23 protein-coding genes and 1 riboswitch are annotated in these 21,307 nt (G+C 71.4%); of the genes, 11 read left to right on the forward strand and 12 right to left on the reverse strand.

Annotated elements, in window-relative coordinates:
* Window positions 1-26: 26 nt before the first annotated feature.
* The 6 genes from RBJ65_RS41065 to RBJ65_RS41090 all read left to right on the forward strand — a co-directional run bounded on the left by RBJ65_RS41065 (window position 27) and on the right by RBJ65_RS41090 (window position 5,751).
* Window positions 27-653, forward strand: coding sequence for a TetR/AcrR family transcriptional regulator (locus tag RBJ65_RS41065; protein ID WP_306322454.1), 627 nt, complete (start codon window positions 27-29; stop codon window positions 651-653).
* Between the two features lie 78 nt (window positions 654-731).
* Window positions 732-1,718 (forward strand): DEDDh family exonuclease, encoded by a 987-nt coding sequence (locus RBJ65_RS41070; RefSeq protein ID WP_306322455.1) that lies wholly within the window; start codon window positions 732-734, stop codon window positions 1,716-1,718.
* Window positions 1,719-1,844: 126 nt separating this feature from the next.
* The gene (locus tag RBJ65_RS41075; RefSeq protein ID WP_266721084.1) at window positions 1,845-2,078 is read left to right on the forward strand and encodes a hypothetical protein; all 234 of its coding nucleotides are present in this window, start codon (window positions 1,845-1,847) and stop codon (window positions 2,076-2,078) included.
* 205 nt (window positions 2,079-2,283) lie between these two features.
* Complete coding sequence (locus RBJ65_RS41080) at window positions 2,284-3,078, forward strand: SURF1 family protein (protein WP_306322456.1); 795 nt, start codon at window positions 2,284-2,286, stop codon at window positions 3,076-3,078.
* A 92-nt stretch (window positions 3,079-3,170) separates the two neighbouring features.
* On the forward strand, window positions 3,171-4,991 hold the full coding sequence (locus tag RBJ65_RS41085) for a glycoside hydrolase family 15 protein (RefSeq protein ID WP_306322457.1): 1,821 nt from the start codon (window positions 3,171-3,173) through the stop codon (window positions 4,989-4,991).
* Between the two features lie 4 nt (window positions 4,992-4,995).
* The gene (locus RBJ65_RS41090) at window positions 4,996-5,751 is read left to right on the forward strand and encodes an SDR family oxidoreductase (protein ID WP_306322458.1); all 756 of its coding nucleotides are present in this window, start codon (window positions 4,996-4,998) and stop codon (window positions 5,749-5,751) included.
* Window positions 5,752-5,831: 80 nt separating this feature from the next.
* On the opposite strand, the gene amaP is transcribed toward RBJ65_RS41090, so the two are convergent.
* From amaP to RBJ65_RS41115, 5 genes are read right to left on the reverse strand one after another with little or no spacing between them, the layout of a single operon-like run.
* Window positions 5,832-6,419, reverse strand: coding sequence for an alkaline shock response membrane anchor protein AmaP (gene amaP / locus RBJ65_RS41095; RefSeq protein WP_306322459.1), 588 nt, complete (start codon window positions 6,417-6,419; stop codon window positions 5,832-5,834).
* Window positions 6,416-7,087 (reverse strand): DUF6286 domain-containing protein, encoded by a 672-nt coding sequence (locus RBJ65_RS41100; RefSeq protein ID WP_306322460.1) that lies wholly within the window; start codon window positions 7,085-7,087, stop codon window positions 6,416-6,418. The genes amaP and RBJ65_RS41100 overlap by 4 nt, the downstream gene beginning before the upstream one ends.
* Window positions 7,084-7,419 (reverse strand): hypothetical protein, encoded by a 336-nt coding sequence (locus RBJ65_RS41105; protein ID WP_306322461.1) that lies wholly within the window; start codon window positions 7,417-7,419, stop codon window positions 7,084-7,086. The genes RBJ65_RS41100 and RBJ65_RS41105 overlap by 4 nt, the downstream gene beginning before the upstream one ends.
* Window positions 7,420-7,422: 3 nt before the next feature.
* Window positions 7,423-7,608, reverse strand: coding sequence for a hypothetical protein (locus RBJ65_RS41110; protein WP_266721070.1), 186 nt, complete (start codon window positions 7,606-7,608; stop codon window positions 7,423-7,425).
* 43 nt (window positions 7,609-7,651) lie between these two features.
* Window positions 7,652-8,122 (reverse strand): Asp23/Gls24 family envelope stress response protein, encoded by a 471-nt coding sequence (locus RBJ65_RS41115; protein WP_306322462.1) that lies wholly within the window; start codon window positions 8,120-8,122, stop codon window positions 7,652-7,654.
* Window positions 8,123-8,229: 107 nt separating this feature from the next.
* Here RBJ65_RS41115 and RBJ65_RS41120 point away from each other — a divergent pair, with 107 nt between their 5' ends.
* The gene (locus RBJ65_RS41120) at window positions 8,230-8,988 is read left to right on the forward strand and encodes a nucleopolyhedrovirus P10 family protein (RefSeq protein ID WP_306322463.1); all 759 of its coding nucleotides are present in this window, start codon (window positions 8,230-8,232) and stop codon (window positions 8,986-8,988) included.
* A gap of 134 nt (window positions 8,989-9,122) precedes the next feature.
* Here the strand turns inward: RBJ65_RS41120 and RBJ65_RS41130 are convergent, their stop codons facing one another.
* The 3 genes from RBJ65_RS41130 to RBJ65_RS41140 form a co-directional block, all read right to left on the reverse strand.
* Window positions 9,123-9,914, reverse strand: a complete 792-nt coding sequence (locus RBJ65_RS41130) for an enoyl-CoA hydratase/isomerase family protein (protein WP_306322464.1) — start codon at window positions 9,912-9,914, stop codon at window positions 9,123-9,125.
* Window positions 9,915-10,044: 130 nt separating this feature from the next.
* Entirely contained in the window at window positions 10,045-10,266 is a 222-nt protein-coding gene (locus RBJ65_RS41135) for a helix-turn-helix domain-containing protein (RefSeq protein ID WP_006123601.1), read from the reverse strand.
* A gap of 382 nt (window positions 10,267-10,648) precedes the next feature.
* A complete protein-coding gene (locus RBJ65_RS41140) occupies window positions 10,649-12,247 on the reverse strand; it encodes an ABC-F family ATP-binding cassette domain-containing protein (RefSeq protein WP_306322465.1) in 1,599 nt (532 codons plus the stop codon).
* 201 nt (window positions 12,248-12,448) lie between these two features.
* On the opposite strand from RBJ65_RS41140, the gene RBJ65_RS41145 reads away from it, so the two are divergent.
* Window positions 12,449-13,336 (forward strand): neutral zinc metallopeptidase, encoded by an 888-nt coding sequence (locus RBJ65_RS41145; RefSeq protein ID WP_306322466.1) that lies wholly within the window; start codon window positions 12,449-12,451, stop codon window positions 13,334-13,336.
* 7 nt (window positions 13,337-13,343) lie between these two features.
* Here RBJ65_RS41145 and RBJ65_RS41150 read toward each other — a convergent pair whose 3' ends face one another.
* The 3 genes from RBJ65_RS41150 to RBJ65_RS41160 all read right to left on the reverse strand — a co-directional run bounded on the left by RBJ65_RS41150 (window position 13,344) and on the right by RBJ65_RS41160 (window position 16,780).
* Window positions 13,344-14,741: a hypothetical protein gene (locus tag RBJ65_RS41150; RefSeq protein WP_306322467.1), complete on the reverse strand. Its 1,398-nt coding sequence runs from the start codon at window positions 14,739-14,741 to the stop codon at window positions 13,344-13,346.
* Window positions 14,742-14,844: 103 nt separating this feature from the next.
* Window positions 14,845-15,972: an alpha/beta hydrolase gene (locus RBJ65_RS41155; RefSeq protein WP_306322468.1), complete on the reverse strand. Its 1,128-nt coding sequence runs from the start codon at window positions 15,970-15,972 to the stop codon at window positions 14,845-14,847.
* Window positions 15,973-16,078: 106 nt separating this feature from the next.
* A complete protein-coding gene (locus tag RBJ65_RS41160) occupies window positions 16,079-16,780 on the reverse strand; it encodes a class II aldolase/adducin family protein (protein WP_306322469.1) in 702 nt (233 codons plus the stop codon).
* A gap of 175 nt (window positions 16,781-16,955) precedes the next feature.
* Here RBJ65_RS41160 and RBJ65_RS41165 point away from each other — a divergent pair, with 175 nt between their 5' ends.
* Window positions 16,956-17,687, forward strand: coding sequence for a lysozyme (locus RBJ65_RS41165; RefSeq protein WP_306322470.1), 732 nt, complete (start codon window positions 16,956-16,958; stop codon window positions 17,685-17,687).
* Here the strand turns inward: RBJ65_RS41165 and RBJ65_RS41170 are convergent.
* Window positions 17,665-18,435, reverse strand: a complete 771-nt coding sequence (locus RBJ65_RS41170) for a recombinase family protein (RefSeq protein ID WP_306322471.1) — start codon at window positions 18,433-18,435, stop codon at window positions 17,665-17,667. The genes RBJ65_RS41165 and RBJ65_RS41170 overlap by 23 nt on opposite strands.
* Before the next feature lie 1,118 nt (window positions 18,436-19,553).
* Here RBJ65_RS41170 and RBJ65_RS41175 point away from each other — a divergent pair.
* A complete protein-coding gene (locus RBJ65_RS41175) occupies window positions 19,554-20,825 on the forward strand; it encodes an inorganic phosphate transporter (RefSeq protein WP_306322472.1) in 1,272 nt (423 codons plus the stop codon).
* Between the two features lie 16 nt (window positions 20,826-20,841).
* Window positions 20,842-21,063, forward strand: a complete 222-nt coding sequence (locus tag RBJ65_RS41180; protein ID WP_306322473.1) for a hypothetical protein — start codon at window positions 20,842-20,844, stop codon at window positions 21,061-21,063.
* A gap of 60 nt (window positions 21,064-21,123) precedes the next feature.
* Window positions 21,124-21,273: riboswitch (cobalamin riboswitch) on the forward strand.
* Window positions 21,274-21,307: the final 34 nt, after the last annotated feature.

The raw sequence follows: 21,307 nt of genomic DNA on the forward strand, positions 1-21,307 counted from the left end.
ACGGGACAAGGACGGGGAGGCGGAAAATGACCGCACGCGCACCGCTCACCCGCGAGGAGGTCGTCGCCGTCGCCGCCGACCTCGTCAAGCAGCACGGCCCGCAGGCCCTCACCATGCGCAAGCTCGCGGCCGAACTCGGCACGGCCGTCACGTCGATCTACTGGCACGTCGGCAACCGCGAGTCCCTGCTCGACGCCCTCGTGGAGCGCACCGTCGCCGACCTCGGCGCGTTCCGGCCGCGCGGCGCCACACCCCAGGACCGCGCCGTCTCCGTCGCCCGCACGCTGCGCCGCCGCCTGCGCGCCCACCCGCACCTGATCGCGATGGTCCACGAACGCGGCCTCACCGAGCGGATGTTCCTGCCCGCGCAACAGGCGCTCGTGCACGAGGTGCACGCGTCCGGCCTGCGCGGGGCGCGCGCCGCGGAGGCCGTGCGCGTGGTCCTCTTCCAGGTCGTCGGGCACGTCCTCGTCGAGCGGAACCGGGAGCGGGCCCCCGCCCAGCGCCCCCGCGAGGAGGACCTGTGGGCCGCGAACACGGCCGAGGACGACCCGGCCCTCGCCCGCGCGCTCGCCGCGCCCGCCGATCCGGAGCGCATCTTCACAACTTCCGTACGTGCCCTGGTGAAGTCGCTCCTGGGCCCGCCCACTTGAGCCGCGCGTGATCCACGACACGGCACGCGGGGAAGGCGGCGACCGGAGTGTCAGTCCCGGCCCGTATCCTCTTGGACCATGCTCGAAGACCATCCGACCGCAGCGTCCGAAGCCTCCTGGCCGACCGCGTATCCCAAGGGATATGCGGTCGTCGACGTGGAGACCACCGGCCTGTCCCGGGACGACCGGATCATCTCCGCCGCCGTCTACCGCCTGGACGCGCGCGGCGATGTCGAGGACCACTGGTACACGCTGGTCAACCCGCAGCGCGACCCCGGCCCCGTATGGATCCACGGTCTGACGACGGACGTGCTCAGAGCGGCGCCGCTGTTCTCGGACATCGCCGAGGAGTTCGCCGCGCGCCTCGACGACCGCGTCCTGGTCGCGCACAACGCGGTCTTCGACTGGTCGATGATCGCCCGCGAGTACGCGCGCGCACAGCGCACCGCCCCCGTCCGCCAGCGCCTGTGCACCATCGCGCTCTCCAAGGAGCTGGGCCTGCCGCTGCCCAACCACAAGCTGGAGACCCTCGCGGCGCACTTCGGCGTCGTACAGGAGCACGCGCACAACGCGCTGGACGACGCGCGCGTGCTCGCGGAGGCGTTCCGCCCGAGCCTGCGCACGGCGGCCGCGGAGAACGTGCGGCTTCCGCTGCTCGAATGCCGCCCGCTCACCGAGTGGTCGGAGCAGTCGGTGCCGCGCCAGCCGAGCTCGTCCCCCTATCGGGGAGGCGGCGGTGGCACCTGGCGCCCCTCGCGCAAGCGCCCCGCCTGCCCGTACCCGAACCCGGGGCGCTACGAGCCGGGCGCGCCGCTCAAGCAGGGCATGCGGGTGGCGTTCTCCGGGGACACGTCGGTCGACCGGGAGCTCCTGGAGGACCGGGCCGTCGAGGCGGGCCTCCATGTCGCGACGAGCCTGTCCCGGCTCACCAGCCTCCTGGTGACCAATGACCCGGACTCGTACACGTCGAAGGCCGTGAAGGCGAAGCAGTTCGGGACGCCGGTCGTGGACGAGGCGGCGTTCGGCCAGCTGCTGCAGGACGTGGCCCCGGCCGACAAGCCTTAGGGAACCCGGGCAAGCCTTAGGGAACCCGGGCAAGCCTTAAGGAACCCGGGGCAGACGAGTGAACGCGCCGCGACTCGCCCCGCGCCCCCTCGCCCGCCGCCGCTTCGGGCACCCACCCTGTGGCGCATGGCACGTTGCGAAGTCTGCGGAAACGACTACGGCATGTCCTTCGAGGTGCACGCGCAGGGCGCGGTGCACGTCTTCGACTGCTTCTCCTGCGCCATCCACCGCATGGCGCCGATCTGCGAGCACTGCCGGTGCCGCATCATCGGTCAGGGCGTCGAGGTCGACGGGCACTGGTTCTGCGGGGCGCACTGCTCCCGCGCGGAGGGAAAGGTGGGCATCGTCGACAACGTCTGAGCACCCGGCGTGACGTCTGCCGCACCGCCCTCGCTGAGAACACGGCCGCGGCATTCCACGTACTGGTCCCCACCGCTGTGGGGTTGATCCGCGGTACACCCCTTGGCGCTACAAGTCGCCCATGTGCTCCCCGCCTCCGCGGGGTTCTCTGCCCTCGCCGGGACCCACCCGTCGGGGGCAGAGCCTCGACGGGTACCGTCATGGTGTGTACCGCTTCCTCCTGACCCGGCAGTGGATCATCCTCACCCTGGTCGCCCTCGTCCTCATCCCCACGATGATCCGCCTCGGCATCTGGCAGATGGACCGCTACCACGAGCGTGACGCGAGGAACCAGCTGGTCACGGACGCGCTCAACGCGAAGCCCGTGCCGGTGGAGGACCTGGCGTCCCCCGACCACACCGTCACCAGCGACGAGCGGTACCGCTCGGTGACCGCGAAGGGCCGCTTCGACACCGACGACGAGGTCGTCGTGCGGCGCCGCGTCAACTCGAACGAAGAGGTCGGCTACCACGTCCTGACCCCGTTCGTCCTGAAGGACGGCAAGGTCCTGCTGGTCAACCGCGGCTGGATCCCGGCGCCCGGAGCCCAGACCTCGTACCCGAAGGTCCCCGCCCCGCCGCGCGGCGAGACCACCGTCACCGGCCGCCTGATGCCGAACGAGACGACCGAGGCCAGCGGCATCAAGGACATCAAGGACCTGCCCGCCCGGCAGATCATGCTGATCAACAGCAAGGAACAGGCCGAGCGGCTCGGAAAGACGGTCCTCGGCGGCTACGTCGCCCAGACCGCGCCCGAGCCGAAGGGCTCCACCCCCGAACTGGTCGGCGCCCCCGGCAAGGAGGACTCCGCGCTGAACTACGCGTACGCCATCCAGTGGTGGCTGTTCGCCGCCGCGGTGCCCGTGGGCTGGGTGGTGCTGGTGCGGCGCGAGCTGCGCGAGCGGCGGCGCAAGGAAGAGGACGCGGCGTCCGAGACCGAGACGCCGGCCGCCGTCGCCTGACCGGGTCCACCACGGCTGACCGGACCCCCGCCACGGGGGGGCGTCCGAAATCTCCATGCAGCCTCGGGCCGGTGACGGGGAACCCATGGCGTGTGCGCCCACATATCGAGGACTACGCCCTCATCGGTGACCACCAGACCGCCGCCCTCGTCGGCAGGGACGGGTCGGTCGACTGGCTGTGCCTGCCCCGCTTCGACTCCCCCGCCTGTTTCGCCGCGCTGCTCGGCGGCGAGGAGAACGGCCACTGGCGACTCGCCCCCAAAGCCGCCGAAGACCCTACGGGTACGGAAAGCCGCGCCACGCGCGCGTACCGCCCCGGCTCCCTCGTCCTCGACACCGAGTGGGAGACCGGCGACGGCCGCGTCCGCGTCACCGACTTCATGCCGCAGCGCGACAAGGCCCCGGACGTCGTCCGCATCGTCGAGGGGCTCAGCGGACGCGTCACCCTGCGCGGCACGCTCCGCCTCCGCTTCGACTACGGCTCCGTCGTGCCGTGGATGCGCCGCGCCGACGGGCACCGGGTGGCCGTCGCGGGCCCCGACTCGGTGTGGCTGCGCGACGAGAGCAGCGGACCGCACGTCCGCACATGGGGCGAGGACTTCGGTACGCACTCGGAGTTCACGGTCGAGGAGGGCGACAGCGTCGCCTTCGTCCTGACCTGGCACCCCTCCCACGAGAAACGCCCACCACTCGTCGACCCGTACGAATCCCTCGACCACAGCCTGGAGGACTGGCGGGCGTGGGCGGACCGCTGCACCTACGAAGGCCCGCACAAGGAAGCCGTACTGCGCTCCCTCCTCACCCTCAAGGCCCTCACCTTCGCCCCGACCGGCGGCATCGTCGCCGCCCCCACCACCTCGCTCCCCGAGGAGATCGGCAGCGTACGGAACTGGGACTACCGGTATTGCTGGCTGCGCGACTCGACCCTGACGCTCGGCGCGCTGCTCTCGGCCGGCTATCTCGACGAGGCCGAGGCCTGGCGCGACTGGCTGCTGCGGGCCGCCGCGGGCGACCCCGCCGAGCTGCGGATCATGTACGGCCTCGCGGGCGAACGCCGCCTTCCCGAGCAGGAGCTCGACTGGCTGCCCGGCTACCGCGACTCCCGCCCCGTACGCACCGGCAACAACGCCGTGAACCAGCTCCAGCTCGATGTGTACGGCGAGGTCGTCGACTCGCTCGCACTCGCCCGCCGCGAGGGCCTGAAGCCCCAACCGCACGCCTGGCGGCTGCAGTTGGCGCTGCTCGACTTCCTGCACGAGGCGTGGCGCGAGCCCGACGAGGGGCTGTGGGAGGTACGCGGCCCACGCCGGCACTTCGTGCACTCGAAGGTGATGGTGTGGGTCGCCGCCGACCGCACCGTACGCGCCATGGAGGACGACCCGCGCCTGCCCGGCGACATCGACCGGCTGCGCAAGCTGCGCGACGCCGTGCACCGCGATGTGTGCGAGCGCGGCTACGACACCGAGCGCGGCACATTCACCCAGTCCTACGGCTCCGCCGAACTCGACGCCTCCCTCCTGCTCCTGCCCCGCGTCGGCTTTCTGCCGCCGGACGACCCGCGCGTGCTCGGCACGGTCGACGCGGTCCGCGACGAGCTGTCGTACGAAGGTTTCCTGCGCCGCTACAGCACCGACGGGGCCGGGGTGGACGGCCTGCCCGGCCAGGAGGGCGCGTTCCTGGTCTGCTCGTTCTGGCTCGCGGACGCGCTGCACATGACGGGGCGTACGAAGGAGGCACGCGAGCTGTTCGAGCGCCTGGTGGCGCTCCGCAACGACGTGGGGCTGCTCGCCGAGGAGTACGACCCCGTGGCGGGCCGGCAGCTCGGCAACTTCCCACAGGCGTTCAGCCACATCGGGCTCGTCGGCACGGCGCAGACCCTGTTCGGCGCGCCGGGCGAGGGAGGAGGAGGATAGGCGCATGGATCTTGGACTGAAGAACCGTGTCTACGTAGTCACCGGTGCGACGCGGGGCCTCGGCAACGCCGCCGCGCGTGAGCTGGTCGCCGACGGCGCGAAGGTCGTCATCAGCGGGCGCGACGAGCAGCGGGCCAAGGAGGCGGCGGCCGCGCTCGGCCCGAACGCGTACGGCGTCGCCGCCGACAACTCCGATCCGGACGTCGCCGAGCGCCTCATCGCGGCGGCCCGCGAGCACTTCGGCGGCTTCGACGGGATTCTGGTCAGCGTGGGCGGCCCCGCGCCCGGCTTCGTCGCCGACAACACGGACGAGCAGTGGGAGTCCGCGTTCGAGTCGGTGTTCCTCGGGGCGGTGCGGCTCGCGCGGGCCGCCGCGGCGCAGTTGGAGGAGGGCGGCGTCATCGGGTTCGTGCTGTCCGGCTCCGTGCACGAGCCGATCCCCGGGCTGACCATCTCGAACGGGCTGCGGCCCGGGCTCGCCGGGTTCGCGAAGTCCCTCGCGGACGAGCTGGGGCCGCGCGGCATCCGCGTGGTCGGGCTGCTCCCGGCCCGCATCGACACGGATCGCGTGCGCGAACTGGACGGGTTGGCGGCGGACCCGGAGGCGGCGCGGGCGGCGCAGGAGTCCCGTATCCCGCTTCGCCGGTACGGGGCTCCGGAGGAGTTCGGGCGGGCCGCGGCGTTCTTCCTTTCACCCGCCGCGTCCTACCTCACCGGTGTGATGCTGCCGGTCGACGGGGGGTTTCGGCGGGGGTTCTGACCGGGTGGGTGTGTTCCGTCGCTGCTGTGGGCACGGGGCTTCGCCCCGTTGTCCTCAATCACCGGACGGGCTTGAGTGGCTCAACTCACGCGTTCCGCGCGGTGTTTGACGGCTCGTAGGCGGACTTCCGTGGGGAGTTCCGACAGGCCCGCCGAGTCGCGGGCATTCTTCAGGGAGTCGCGGCTCAGCAGCCGCAACGCCTCGTCGGGGACCGCGTGGGGTTCGAGGGTGAGGGTCGCGCGGGCCTGCGGGGTGGAGCGGCGGCCGGTCAGGCGTACGCCCGCCCGGTCGACTCCCTCCAGGGACTCGGCGCCGCCGGCGAGCACGCCCTCCAGGGCCCGGCCCCGCAGCAGCGCCCCCTCGCCGTCGCCGGTGTCGACCAGCACCTCCGCCAGCCTGCGGCGCCGCAGCTGGGCCACGAGCCACCACAGGGCGAGCAGCACGACGACGCCGAGCGCGGCGATCACCGTCGGCCAGAACCAGCCCTCGTCGTGCCAGCGCGCCCGGTCGGCATCGCTGAGCAGCACGTCGTTCGGCCCGTCGTGGATCCACCACGACGGCGGGTTCACGCCGAGTCCGACGGCGAGCACCGAGCCGCCGCCGATGACGAGGACGAGCCCGAGCAGCCCGAGCACGATCCGGTTGACGGTCCTGAGCACGCCGCTCACCCCTTCTTCCCCGGCCGCGCCACGCGCACCGAGAGTCCTGGCGCCCTGCCGAGCCCCAGCTCCTTGATGCCGTCGCCGAGTGTGGTGTCCAAGTCGGCCCGTACGTCGTCGAGTTCACGGAAGTGCGAGAGCGCCCGCACGTCCACCTTGGAGCGCTTCATACGGACCCGTACGGACTGCACGCCCGACACCTCCATGGCCCGGTCGCGCAGCACCATCGCCGCGGCGTCCCGGTGCAGCACCGCGCGGACGTCCGGGTGCGTGCGCCGCATCGGAAGGAGCGCGCGCAGGCCCGGCGTCGCCGCGAGCACGATCAGCCACAGGCCGAGCGCCGCCGCGACGCCCGCGCCGACGAGGACGGCGGTGTCGTCGAGGGTGCGCGTCGCGAGTTCGTCGGCGAGCGTCTGCCGCCACGACATGGCATCGCGCCCCGCGCGTACGGCGGAGACGTCGTAGAGCAGCAGGCCGGCGGCGGCCAGGATCACCAGCGCGACGAGCGCCGCGGGCACCCGGCGGCCCGACCAGAAGCGGGTCGCCTTCGGCTCGCTCTCCAGCGTGGGGTGCGGTTCGTACGAGGCGGCGGACGCCGACTGGTCGAGCCCGCCGTCGGCGCCCTCGGCACCCTCGTCGCGCTCGACCACCGGGATCGGCCGGGTGGGTTCGCTCATCGGATCCTCCCCCGGTCCGTGTGCACCGAGTGCAGCCGCTCGACCTGAACGATCACCTCGGGCACCTCCATACCCGCCAAATCCCTTACCCGCTGGGAGACTTGGCGACGCACGGCACCGCACTGCGCGCCGATGTCCGCCGGATACTCCAGCTCAAGGCTGATCCGGACCCGCGCGCTTTCGCTCCGTACGGTGACCGTGGCGTCCGGCGCCGTCCCCTCATCGGGGACCCGGTCGAGCGCCTCTCGTGCCGCGTACGCTGCGATCTTCGCGACGACCCGGTCGGCGATCCGGGTGGCGCCGCGCTCGGCGGGGGCGACCTGTGCCGCCATCGGTCACCCCCGCCGATCGCCGCGCGAACGGAAGAACTCGCCGACTTCCAGGTCCCCTTCCAGGAACCGGCCCGCGACGAAACCGATGGCGCCGAGCGCCGCCACCAGCAGGAAGGCCCCGAAACCGCCGAAGTATCCGGCGAACCCGAGGGCCATGCCGGCGATCATGCCGACCACGGCCAGATTCATCGTGTGCTCCTCCTAGGGAAGCCCGTAGGTACGCCCACGGCTGTCATTGGAGCCGTGACTCCGGCTCTTCGTCCTCCTCGTCCGGCAGCTTCACGTCGCTGACGGCGATGTTGACCTCGACGACCTCGAGCCCGGTCATGCGCTCGACGGCGACGATCACGTTCTCCCGTACGGCGCGCGCGGTGTCCGCGATCGACACTCCGTACTCGACGACGATCTCCAGATCGAGCGCCGTCTGCACCTCCCCGACCTCGGCCTTCACACCGCGCGACACGGACTTGGTGCCGCCCGGCACCCGGTCGCGCACCGCGCCGAACGTGCGGGAGATGCCGCTGCCCATGGCGTGGACGCCCTCGACGTCGCGCGCCGCGAGGCCCGCGATCTTCTCTACGACGCCGTCGGCGATGGTGGTCCGCCCCCGGCCTGCGGGGTCGCCGCCGCCCCGCTTGGTCACGTTGGTCTTGGCTGCGGCCGACGCGGGCGTCTCGCCCGGCTTCTGCGCGGTGTCACTCATGGGGCCGTCCCCTCGGTGAGGTGCGATCTCGGTGGGGTGCTGCTCTGTTTTGCCCACATTAAGTCCAGCAACAGGAAGGCGCGCCCGCTATGGGGCAGCCTGGGGCAATGACCGCTGATCGATGGACACAGGCAGTGCGTACGCAGCTGGGCCTCGGCAGACTGCTGCCGCTCGGTGGGCCCGGTGACGGAGCGTGGATCGCGGAACCGGCGGTCGCGGGGGCGTTGCGCCGTGCGGTCCAGGGGGCGCGCGGAGTGCGGCTCGGTGCGCTGCGGCTCGGTCTCGCCGATGCCGACGAGGCGGCGGAGGCGGTGGTTCCGGCGCCGCCGAGTGCGCTGCCGCCGGGGGCGCTGCGGATCACGGGGGACTGTGCGGCGACGGCGGAGGAGCCGTTGCCGGTTGCCGCCGATCGGCTGAGGGCGGGGCTCGTGGAGGCGGCGGAGCGGGTGGGGCTTGTGGTGGCGGAGGTGGACCTCCGGGTCACCGGGCTGCTCGACGAGGCCGATCAGGCCGATCAGGTGGCGGAGGAGAAAGGAGAGGCGGAGTCCGGCTCCGTCGCCGAGCCGCCCTCTCCTTCTCCGTCCTCCGCCGCCTCCTCCGATGACGCGGAGCGGGTCGCCGAGGCCGTGCTCGGGGTGCCGGGGGTGAGTCGGCTGACCGGGGCGCTCGGTGGCCTGGGCCGCGCGGTCCACATCGAGGACCAGCCGGGCGGTGCGTCTCTTCCCCGGCGTCACGTGCGGGTCGAGGTGGCGGTGTCGGCGGACGCCCGGACGATCGAGGTGACCGGGGCCGTTCGGGCGGCCGTGGCGAAGGCGCTGCCGAACAATCCGACCGTCGCGGTCCTGGTCACCGACCTCACGACGTAGCTCGCCCCCGCCGCCCCTACCCGTCCCATCCCCGGGGGCTCCGCCCCCGGACCCCCGGTCCTCAATCGCCGGACGGGCTTTCATGGGATCGCCGGACGGGCTTTCATGGGCTCGCCGGACGGGCTTTCGTGGGATCAGTCGCCGAGGCCCGCCAGGTCGCGGAGGCGGCGGGCCTGGGCGGCGCGTTCGGCGGTGCGCTGGTCGTCGAGGGTGCGGCCGGCGGCGCCCTGGAGCAGGGTCTTCGTTTCGATGACGGCGTCGCGGGGGGCGGCGACCAGGGCCGCGACGAGGTCGCGGGTGGCGTCCGCGAGCTCGGCTTCCGGGACGGAGACATTGGCGAGGCCGCCCCGGACGGCCTCGTCGGCGTGGACGTAGCGACCCGTGACGCAGATTTCGAGGGCGCGGGCGTAGCCGACGAGGGAGACGAGGGGGTGGGTGCCCGTCAGGTCGGGCACCAGGCCGAGGCTGGTCTCGCGCATGGAGAACTGCACGTCGTCGGCGACGACGCGCAGGTCGCAGGAGAGGGCGAGCTGGAAACCGGCGCCGATCGCGTGGCCCTGGACAGCGGCGACGGTCAGGATGTCGCTGCGGCGCAGCCACGTGAACGCGTCCTGGTATTCGGCGATCGTCGCGTCCAGGGTCGCGTCGTCGCCGCGCGCCAGGTCGATGAAGGACGGCTCGCCGTCGAAGCCCTCGGGCGTGAACGCCTGCCGGTCGAGGCCCGCGGAGAAGGACTTACCCTCCGCGCGCACCACGACGACCCGCACGGACCCCGGCAGGGCACGCCCGGCCTCGGCCAGCGCCCGCCACAGAGCGGGGCTCTGGGCGTTGCGCTTGTCGGGGTTGGTCAGGGTCACCGTGGCGATCGCCTCGTCGACGGTGAGCCGGACGCCGTCCTTGTCGAGCAGCGGTGCGGGCAGGTTCATCTGGACCTCCGGGTCTGCGCAGTCGTAAGCAACGCACATGCGTAAGTGACTGCACAGTAACCACCCGGCCGGACAGCGGACCGACCGGGTGGTCAGTTGGAGCCAGTGAGCCCAGCGAGCCCTACGAGGGTCAGGCCGACGCGGCCTTCTTGCCTCGCGTGGCCCCGCCGCGACCGCGCAGCGTGACCCCGGATTCGCTCAGCATCCGGTGCACGAAGCCATACGAGCGGCCGGTCTCCTCGGCCAATGCCCGAATGCTCGCACCGGAGTCGTACTTCTTCTTCAGGTCTGCCGCGAGCTTGTCGCGCGCGGCGCCGGTCACCCGGCTGCCCTTCTTCAGAGTCTCGGCCACCCGTGCCTCCTCATGGGAAGTGCGCTCTGGATTTCCCATGATCACCCCTTGCGGGCTTCCTGGCCACCCATTCGGCAAGGTCTATAGACCCCCAATTCCGGGCCTGAAGGGGATCCACACGAGTGGAATGCGGAATTCCGCAGGGTCTTCGCGCCGCCCGAAAGCGCCCGCGCGAAAGAACCGGCAGGTCAGCCACGATCCAGGCGCCGCAAGGGCGCCGAGCACACCCCGACCCAGAATTCCGTGCACGACACACCTGGGTACGAGGAGATCTCACTCAGATGATGGATCACGGATCGGCCGAATGATCCAGATGAAGTGGATCAGCCAGTCGATCAGTCAGTGGATCAACAAGTGGATCACTGGCCGGGCGCCGAGTGGATCACGCGAGGGCCACGAGATCCGCGTACGTCGGGCCCCAGAGGTCCTCGATTCCGTCCGGCAGCAGAATGATCCGCTCCGGCTGCAGCGCCTCGACCGCGCCCTCGTCGTGGGTGACGAGGACGACGGCGCCCTTGTAGGTGCGCAGCGCGCCGAGGATCTCCTCGCGGCTGGCCGGGTCGAGGTTGTTCGTGGGCTCGTCGAGGAGGAGGACGTTCGCCGACGACACCACGAGGGTGGCGAGGGCGAGGCGGGTCTTCTCGCCGCCGGAGAGGACGCCCGCGGGCTTGTCGACGTCGTCGCCGGAGAACAGGAACGAGCCGAGCGTCTTGCGGACCTGGACCAGGTCGAGGTCGGGGGCCGCGGAGCGCATGTTCTCCAGGACCGTGCGCTCCGGGTCCAGCGTCTCGTGCTCCTGCGCGTAGTAGCCGAGCTTGAGGCCGTGGCCCTCGACGACCTTGCCCGTGTCGGGCTTCTCGGCGCCGCCGAGGAGCTTGAGCAGGGTCGTCTTGCCCGCGCCGTTGAGGCCGAGGATGACGACGCGCGAGCCCTTGTCGATGGCCAGGTCGACGTCCGTGAAGATCTCCAGGGAGCCGTACGACTTCGACAGGCCCTCGGCCATCAGCGGCGTCTTGCCGCACGGCGAGGGCTCGGGGAAGCGCAGCTTAGCGACCTTGTCGGACTGGCGGACCTCTTCGAGCCCGGCGAGGAGCTTGTCGGCGCGCTTGGCCATGTTCTGCGCGGCGACGGTCTTGGTCGCCTTGGCGCGCATCTTGTCGGCCTGCGCGTTCAGGGTCGCGGCCTTCTTCTCGGCGTTCTGCCGCTCGCGCTTGCGGCGCCGCTCGTCGGCCTCGCGCTGCTGCTGGTACAGCTTCCAGCCCATGTTGTAGACGTCGATCTGGGAGCGGTTGGCGTCCAGGTAGAAGACCTTGTTGACGACCGTCTCGACGAGCTCCTCGTCGTGGGAGATGACGATGAAGCCGCCGCTGTAGTTCTTGAGGTAGTCGCGCAGCCAGACGATGGAGTCCGCGTCGAGGTGGTTCGTGGGCTCGTCGAGCAGGAGGGTGTCCGCGTCCGAGAAGAGGATGCGGGCCAGCTCGATACGGCGCCGCTGACCGCCGGAGAGCGTGTGCAGGGGCTGGCCGAGCACGCGGTCGGGGAGGTTCAGCGCGGCGGCGATGGTGGCGGCCTCGGCCTCGGCGGCGTATCCGCCCTTGGTGAGGAACTCCGTCTCCTGGCGCTCGTACTGGCGCATGGCCTTGGCCTGGGTGGCGCCGGAGCCGGTCGCGATGCGCTGCTCGTTCTCGCGCATCTTGCGGATCAGGGTGTCCAGGCCGCGGGCGGACAGGATGCGGTCGCGGGCGAGGACGTCGAGGTCGCCGGTGCGCGGGTCCTGCGGGAGGTAGCCGACCTCACCGGAGCGGGAGATGGTGCCGCCGGCCGGGATGCCCTCGCCGGCCAGGCACTTCGTGAGGGTCGTCTTGCCCGCGCCGTTGCGGCCGACCAGGCCGATGCGGTCGCCCTTGGCGACACGGAAGGTGGCGTTCTCGATGAGGATGCGCGCGCCGGCGCGCAGTTCGATACCCGATGCGGTGATCAAGGGAGGTACTCCAGGACAGGATTAACGGCTTAACGGCTGGTTGACAGGGCGGGGGCCAATCAGCGCCGCTAATGCACCCAGAGAAGAAACGTCATACGAGCCAGTTTACCGGTGGGCTGCAAGCGCTTTTCCACCCGTGCGCGTCCCCCGTTCGGCCCTCCGGCCCGAGCCCCCTGACCAGCGGCGTCACAGGATGAGGTCATGCAGTTCGACGACGACGCGCGCCTGGACACCTCGGAGGTCCAGGACGTACGCGGCAGCCGGCTCCCGGGCGGCAGGGCCACCATGGGCGGCGGTCTCGTAGGAGTGATCGCGCTCGTGCTCGGGCTGCTCTTCGGCACCGACCAGTTCGGGCTCTCGGACGGGACCACCGGCGCCCCGGCCGCTCAGATGTCCAGCGAGGCGCAGGTCCAGGAGCAGTGCCGTACCGGCTCGGACGCGAACAGCAGGCAGGACTGCCGGACGGTCGCCGTGGTCAACAGCGTGCAGGACTTCTGGAGCTCGGAATTCGCGCGCAGGAGCGCCTCGTACACGCCCGCGTCGACGGTGTTCTTCACCAACCAGGTGGCCACCGCGTGCGGCTCGGCGACCTCGGCGGTCGGGCCCTTCTACTGCCCCGGCGACCGGCGCGTCTATCTCGACCTCGGCTTCTTCGACGAGTTGCGTACGAAGTTCGGGTCGAGCGGCGGGCCGTTCGCGCAGGCCTACGTAGTGGCGCACGAGTACGGGCACCACGTGCAGAACCTGATGGGCACGCTGACCCGCGCGCAGGACGGGCGCACGGGCGAGGACAGCAACGCGGTCAAGGTCGAGTTGCAGGCCGACTGCTACGGGGGCGTGTGGGCACGGCACGCGACGCGCACGCCCACCGAGTCCACCGGCAGGCCGCTGATCACGAGCCTGACCGACGCGGACATCCGCGACGGCCTCGACGCCGCGGCCGCGGTCGGCGACGACCGGATCCAGGAGCGGTACCAGGGCCGGGTGACGCCGGAGACCTGGACGCACGGGTCCGCGCAGCAGCGGCAGCAGTGGTTCTACCGGGGGTTCGAGAGCGGCGACATGGCGCAGTGCAACACCTTCCGGTGAGGCCCTGCTAGGCCCCGCCGGTGTGCACCTGGAACGCCGCCCTGCGGACCGCCTTCGCGAGCGCCGGGTCGGGGTGCGCGGCGGCCAGCGCGACGAGGACCTGCACCGTGCGCGGGTGTCCGACGGCGCGCACCTCCGCGATCAGCGCGGGCACCGTGGGCTGCACCGCGGCCTCCAAGTGCCGTACGAGGAGGGGGGCTTCGCCGTGGTCGGCGACGGCGGCAGCGGTGTCCACCCACAGCCAGGTCGCCTCCTCGCGGCTGAGCACCGTGTGGACGTCCTCGGGGTCGGCGCCCTCGTACTCGGCGAGCCACAGCAGGACGTAGGGGCGCAGGTGCGGGTCGTCGCAGGCGCGGCGGACCTCGGGTTCGGCGGGGGCGCCGACGACGCGCAGCGCCTCGAAGGCGAGGCCGCGCAGCAGGGCGTCCTCGCCGCGGGCGGCGTCGAGGAGTTCGGTGACGGCGGCATTGGTGTCGCGGGCGGCGAGCCAGGCCCGGTACTCGTCGCGGGCCGCCTTGGGGCGCAGGCGGGCGCAGCCGCGCAGCATGTCCTCGGCGGAGACCTCGATGTTGCCCGCCGGGGACTGGGCGGCGACGCAGATCTGCTCCAGGCGGACCCAGACCGCCCAACTGCCCAGCGGGGTAAGGGTGGCGTGCCCCTCGTCGTAGGTGAGCGCGCCGACGGCGGCGAGGCAGCCGAGGGCCCAGTCGAGGAGGGGGCTGAGGGGCGTGTCCTGCGGGGCGACCGGTTCCGGCTGCGGCCCCGGGCCCACGGGGATCTCGCAGCGTTCCGTGCGCAGTTCGGTGACCCGCTGGTCCAGGAGGTCGAGGAGCTGGGCGGCGGCGACCGGGCCCGCCATCAGCTGGAGGAAGCTCAGCAGTTGCGGCATCGCCTCGACGGCCTCGGCGACCGCGGCCGGGCCGACCTCGTCCGGTGCCTGGTGGACCAGCGACCACGCGTCGAACAGGGCGACCCAGCCGCGCAGTACGGCGGTGTCGTCGCGGTCCCAGGCGCGCAGCCGCCAGCCGGGGCGGGCGCTGGCGCCGTGCACCTCGACGAGGCCCGCGAGGCGGGCGGTGTCCCAGTCGGCGCGGACCTGATCGACCGTCAACCCGAGGTCGTCGGCGGCGCGGAGCGCGGTGACGTCGGCGAGAGTGCCCTTGCCGTCGCGGGCGGCCATGTCGTTGCCGGGGCCGATCTTGGCGTCCGCCCAGCGGGCCACGCGGACGGCGTCGACGAGGCCGCGGCGGGCGGCGCGGGCCAGCTCCGCGGGGGGTGGGGTGCCCTCCGGGGGGCGGGGGGCCGGACGGCGTGCGGCGACCGGCCGCGGGGTCGGGGCGGCCAGGGGCTGGCGGCGCGGGCTGACGAGTCGGAGCCGGGAGTCGCGCGGGGTACGGGACGTCACGTAGGGCAGTCTCGCGGTTGACGGTCAGTTTTCCCAAAACGGGGGGCCGTCCGGCGGTTTCGCGGGTGGCGGGTGGGTGGGCGGGGCGTAGTGCGCCGGGCGGTCACATGAGGGGTGTCAGGAAGCGGCGCAGGGCCTCCTCGTACGCCTTCGGGTCCGCGTTCCACATCGCGCCGTGCGGGGCGTCGTCCACCTCGTGGAGCGTCACCAGGTCAGGGCGGGACGCCGCCAGGCGGCGGGAGAGGGCCCAGGGGGCCACCTCGTCGCCGGGTCCGTGGATCAGGAGCGTGGGGACGTGGAGGGAGTGCGGGTCGGCGGCCTCGGTCAGGCGGTCGCCGCTGAGGCCCGTGCGGCCCTGGGCGGCGCGGACCGCGAGCGGGAGGAGGGGGCCCGGGGTGCGGCGGGCGCGGGCCAGGGTGCGCAGCGTGGCCTCCCAGCCGAGCACCGGCGAGTCGAGGACCAGGCCCTTGATCCGGTCGCGCAGCGCCGAGTGGGCGGCGGCGTGCAGGGCCATCGCGGCGCCGGTCGAGAAGCCGAGCACGATGACGTCGCGGGCGCCGTAGCGCGCGGCGTAGCGGATCGCGGCGTCGAGGTCGCGCCACTCCGTCTCGCCGAGGTGGTTCAGGCCGTCCGGGGAGCGGGGCGCGCCGAGGTCGCCGCGGTAGCCGAGCGAGAGCACCGGGAACTGGTGGTGGTGCAGGAACTCCATGAGGTTCATGGGGTGTTCGCGGGTGGTGCCGAGGCCGTGCACCGCGATCACCCAGGTGTCCCGGACGCCGGGCACGAACCACGCGGGCAGCGCTCCCAGTTCGCCGGGCACGTCGACGTCGGCGTGGTCGAGGCCGAGCGCGGACTTGGGGTCGCCGATGTGCACCTGGGGCGTGAGCCAGCCCTTGGCGCCGGGTTCGAGGGTGCCGTGGGTGACCCGTTCCAGGCGGCGTACGACGGTGTCGGCGGAGGTCGTGGCGGATTCGACGACCGGTCCTACGACCGCGTGGTAGCCGTCGCCCTGGAGCCCGTAGGTGCCGGGGCGCAGCGAGGCCAGGTCGCGGGTCAGGGTGACCTGGCCCGCGGCGGTGGCATGCACGGTGAGTCGCGGCTCGGTGGGCAGCGGGCGGCCCGAGGGCGCCTTGAGCGCTGCGTCGCTGGCCAGCCGGCCGGCGGCGATCGCGGCGGCCGAGGCTCCTATCACGGCGGTGACGGCTGCGGCCGTCGCTTTGGCGGTGCGCACCCGTCCAGTGTCGGGTGCCGCGCCCGCCCCGGCCAGTGGGGCGACGGCTCGGGGTGACGCCGCCCCGCGCTTCAGGCCTCCCGTGCTTCAGGGCCTGCCGTGCTTCTCAGGCCTGCCGCTGCCCGTAGCCGCTCAGCCGCTCCCCCACCTCGCGCAGCTGCTCGTCGGTGAGGATCGAGGGGGTCAGGCCGGGGACGGAGTGGGCGGTGAGCCACAGGCGGCACATCCACTCCAGCTGGGCGGTGCGGTCGTAGGCGGCGGCGAGGGTGTCTCCGTAAGTGAGGGTGCCGTGGTTCTGGAGCAGGCACCCCGTGCGGTCGGCCAGCGCGCGCAGCATGTTCTCGGCCAACTCTCGGGTTCCGTACGTGGCGTAGGGGGCCACGCGGACGGGTCCGCCGAGTGCGGCCGTCATGTAGTGGACGGGCGGGAGTTCGGTCACGAGCGTGGAGACCGCGGTGGCGTGCACGGCGTGGGTGTGCACGACGGCGCGGGCGCCGGTGTGCCGGTAGGCGGCGAGGTGCATGGGGAGTTCGCTGGTCGGCCTGAGGGTGCCGGCGCGCTGTTCGCCGTCGAGGCCGACCGCGACGAGGTCGTCGGGGCCGAGCTTCTCGTACGGGACGCCGGTCGGCGTGACGAGGACGGTGTCGCCCACCCGGACCGAGACATTGCCGGAGGTTCCGACGACGAGGCCGTCGGTCACGGTGCGGCGGGCCGTCGCCACCAGCTCCCGCCATGCCTCGTCGAGCTCCTGCGGCTCCCGGGGTTCCCGTGGTTCCTGTGGTTCCTGTGGTTCCTGGAATTCCGCCATGGCGCGCATCCTGCCAGCCGCCGCCGTTGCGGATCTCAATCCTCCGAATTCTTCAAATGGTGATTGATCCCTCCTCATTCCGATTGGCCTGTCTTTAACGGGCAATTGGCGATCTACCGCTACTCTCTGGGAGATCTCTGACGATTTGTCATGCACGTCGCTTTCGGGGGGCACCATGGTTTCTGTCCGTCGCACCCGCATCGCCGCGGTCACGTCCGTCGCCGCCCTGACCATCGGCGGGACCCTGCTCGCGGAGCTGCCGGCCCAGGGCGCGGGCAAGCCGCGCGGGCACGACGTCTCTTCGCACCAGAAGAACGTGAACTGGCAGAAGGCGAAGAACAAAGGGGCCCGGTTCGTCTACGTGAAGGCGACCGAGTCGACGAGCTACCGCAACCCCTATTTCTCGCGGCAGTACAACGGCGCCCGCAGCGCGGGCCTCATCCGTGGCGCGTACCACTTCGCGCTGCCCCACAAGTCGTCCGGCAAGGCGCAGGCCTCGTACTTCGTGCGCAATGGCGGGGGCTGGCGGCGGGACGGCTGGACGCTGCCGCCCGCGCTCGACATCGAGTACAACCCGTACAGCACCAAGCACCCCTGTTACGGGCTGCGGAAGTCGACGCTGGTGTCCTGGATCAAGTCGTTCAGCGACCAGGTCACGCGCAGCACCGGGCGCCGTCCGGTCATCTACACCAACGCCCGGTGGTGGAAGAAGTGCACCGGCAACAGCCGGGCCTTCGCCGCCAACCACGCGTTGTGGCTCGCCCGGTACGACGAGAGCGCTGGCGCACTACCGGCGGGCTGGAACTACTGGACGTTCTGGCAGTACGACAACAGCGGCCGGCTGCCCGGTGATCAGAATCTCTTCAATGGCTCGATGACCCAGCTCAAGCGGTTCGCGAGGGGGTAGTCGAAGGGCCTGGCGCCGCGTGTTCCGTGAGGAGCCGCGGCTCCAGCTTCCCTGCCCGGTGCAGTACGGCTTGCTCCCGCTCGTCCAGGACGAGCCGGGACAGGCCCCGCCGGCCCTTGTTTTCGATCATGTAGCCGTACGGCGGCCGTCCGCCGGTCCACCCGCCGTCTTCGGCCTTCGCCTGAAGTCCGCCTTGGGTGCGGTCGCGGATGTTCTCGCGCTCCTCTTCGGCGTAGTCGGCATCCTTGCGCATCCGGCTGCGGCCCTGCGAGGTCGAGTTGTCGTAGTTCTTCTTGACCACGTGGACGTAGATGCCGAGGTCTTCCAGCTCCCACACCCAGCGCCAGAAGGCGCGGCCAGTACGCCCGATCACGCGTCCTTCATGGACCGCAACCATGTCGAACGGGCGCGGTTCCTGCCTCGCCGACTCCATCAGGCGCTTCAGGTCGGGGCGCTCGTGCGCTTCCAGGCTTCCGCTCAGCCCTTCGTCGGCGAAGACGTCGACCATGGCCCAACCGCGTTCCTTGATGCGCTTGACCACACGCTTGCCGGTGTAGTCGATGCCGTAGCCCTTGGCCTGATCCTCGGTGGACACCCGGAGGTAGGCGACTGCCCGCAGCTGGCCGGGCTCTGCGACCTGGAGAACGGCCCCGGTGGACCGAAGCAGCGCCTCCATTCCATTCTGGGGCTCAGCAGAGGCGGGCAGGCCCGCACCCTGATCAACGGCACTCATGAGAGCCTGTGTCATGTCAGTCCCTTCGCGACTGGCCAGGCGCCCCGGCGCCTGGGCCCCGGTGACGTTGACACGCCGGTCCTCACACGACCCCCTGTTCTGCTGTCCTGCTGGAACTTCGAGCAGCCCCAGAGCGGCCAGGAGCTCGGCTTCGAGGGCCGCACGCTCAGCCGGCCGCGAGCCGTCGGGCAGATCTTCGCCCGGGGCGACTCGGTGACCTGGCAGGACTTGCGCAACCCTGCGGGTAGAGCTGCGCACGATCACCGACGTGATCGCCCCTTGAGCATTCCAAATCGTCAGCGCACTTTGCGGTGCGCTGGCGTGGCCTCAAGGTTGAAGAGAGACCTCCCCCAAACGCCCGTCCCAGGACGGGTGCTGGAAGGGCTACCGGCCGCGGAAGCAGAGGCAGAGGCAGAGGATCAACGCCGCGATGCTGTCGGACAGCACCGCCACGGACAGATCTCCAAGCCATCGCTTCACGCGGCCGTAGTTCTGGTTGGCCTTGATCTGCGACGCCCATCCTTTGAAGCGACTGACCGACTCGCGGCAGCGCTCCCACTTCCGGGCAAGCAACATGCGCAGGCGTATGCCGTTCTTCCTCGAATCCCCATGAGCAGTACATACGTGCACGCCTGCACGTGTAGCCCGAAGAGCCTCATGGCTACCCAGCGGGGAGCCGAGGAAGAGACGTGTCCTCGGGGAAGTAGATCGGAGCCAAGGGGCGGCTGTTGGGGAAAAGAGCAGATCCGTGTGCCCCCGAGCACGTCATCATCGCGTCGGCCAACGAGACCGAACGAGCGGCCGCGCGAACCGCTCCGCGGGCACCGCGGGGACTCCGGCCGGCCTCAAGCCCGGCCTCGCAGGCCACGTTCACGTGGAGTGTGATGATCGTCATCACGGCGTCGCGGACACGGAGCAACCCGGGGCGGTTTGCCGATGCTCGGGCATGGTTCCCCATGCACATCGCTCCAATCTCGAGACTTTGTGCGTTTATACGATTGCCGTGCGTAGTGGACGCCCAGGGGCCTCCGCCAGTTCATCTTCCGTTCACCCGGCCTCCTTACGTTCATGAAGGCTTCGGCGAGACTGCCGTGGTCAGCGCCTCCGTACGCAACCTGAAACGGATCCCGGATATGGCACTTGATGCCACGCTGCTCCTAGCGATCGTGATCGTTACCGCGCTGGTCTTTGATTTCACCAACGGTTTCCACGACACCGCCAACGCGATGGCTACGACCATCTCGACCGGCGCCCTCAAGCCGAAGACGGCGGTGGCCATGTCCGCCGTGCTGAACCTCGTCGGAGCGTTCCTCTCCGTCGAAGTCGCGAAGACGATCTCCGGCGGCATCGTCAATGAGGACGGCCTCAAGACAGAGGTCATTTTCGCGGCGCTGGTGGGCGCCATCCTCTGGAATCTGCTGACCTGGCTGCTCGGCCTGCCGTCCAGCTCCTCGCACGCCCTGTTCGGTGGCCTCATCGGCGCCGCGGTCATGTCGATGGGCTGGTCCTCGGTCAACGGCGGCACCGTCGTCACGAAGGTGCTGCTGCCCGCGGTGGCCGCCCCGCTCGTCGCCGGCATCGCCTCGATGCTGGCCACCCGCCTCACGTACCGCATCAGCAGGAAGACGGACGAGAAGGCGACCGCCAAGGGCTACCGCGCCGGGCAGATCGCCTCCGCCGGTCTCGTCTCCCTCGCGCACGGCACGAACGACGCGCAGAAGACGATGGGCATCATCACCCTCGCCCTGATCACCGGTGGCGTCATCGCGCCGCACGCCGACCCGCCGCTGTGGGTCATCGTCTCGGCCGGTCTGGCCATCGCCCTCGGCACCTACCTGGGCGGCTGGCGCATCATCCGCACCATGGGCAAGGGCCTCACCGACCTCGCCCCGCAGCAGGGCTTCGCCGCGCAGACCAGTGCGGCGACGGCGATCCTCGCCTCCTCGCACCTGGGCTTCTCGCTCTCCACCACGCAGGTCTGCTCCGGCGGTGTGATGGGCGCGGGCCTCGGCCGCAAGGGCGGCGTGGTCCGCTGGTCGACCGCCACCCGGATGTTCGTCGCGTGGGGTCTGACCCTGCCGGCCGCCGGTCTGGTGGGCGCGGGCGCCGAGTTCCTGACGAAGCAGGGCCCGTGGGGCATCGGCCTCACCGCCGCGCTGCTCGTGATCGGTTCGGCGGTCATCTGGAAGCTGTCGCGCCGCAACTCCATCGACCACACCAACGTCACGGCGGACGAGCCGCACGCCAGCACTCCGCAGGAGGCTCCCGGCGTCGTGACGACCGCGATCGCCTCGGTCACCCCGCCGCCGGCGGGCACGGTCGAGTCGGAGGCGGCGATCCCGGCCCAGCCGACGAAGGCCGCGTCGGTGAACGACTCCGCGCGCGCCGCCGGCGCCACGCTGTAAGAAAGCAGGACCAGCTATGAAGATCGACTGGGCGGCCCTCGGCTCCGTGTTCGGCGTCAGTCTCGTCGTCACCGTGGCCCTCGTCGGCCTGTTCACCCTCGGCATCGTGGGCCTCTCCAAGAAGGAGTCCGCGGCGCGGGACGGTGGCTCGGCGGCGGTCGCGACGTCCGGGGCGTATGTCTGCTTCGCGCTGTGCGCGGCGGCCGTGGCCTACGGGATCTATCTGATCGTGGCCTGACGGCGTGTGAGCGTACGAAGGCGGGGTGTCGGGACAGTGGGTGTTGTCCCGGCACCCCGCTTACGTACGCGCGCGCTGCGACCTCGTATACTTCCACCGCCATATACGGCAGCAGTTGAGGAAGCCGGTGCGAATCCGGCGCGGTCCCGCCACTGTGAGCCCTGCTTCGGCAGGTCGAGCCAGGAACTCTCGCTGCCGGTCTCGTCGAACCAGGGCGTGGACACCCTGAGTGAGGACAACTACC

The sequence above is a fragment of the Streptomyces sp. KL109B genome (assembly GCF_030766935.1).
Taxonomy (GTDB): Bacteria; Actinomycetota; Actinomycetes; order Streptomycetales; family Streptomycetaceae; genus Streptomyces.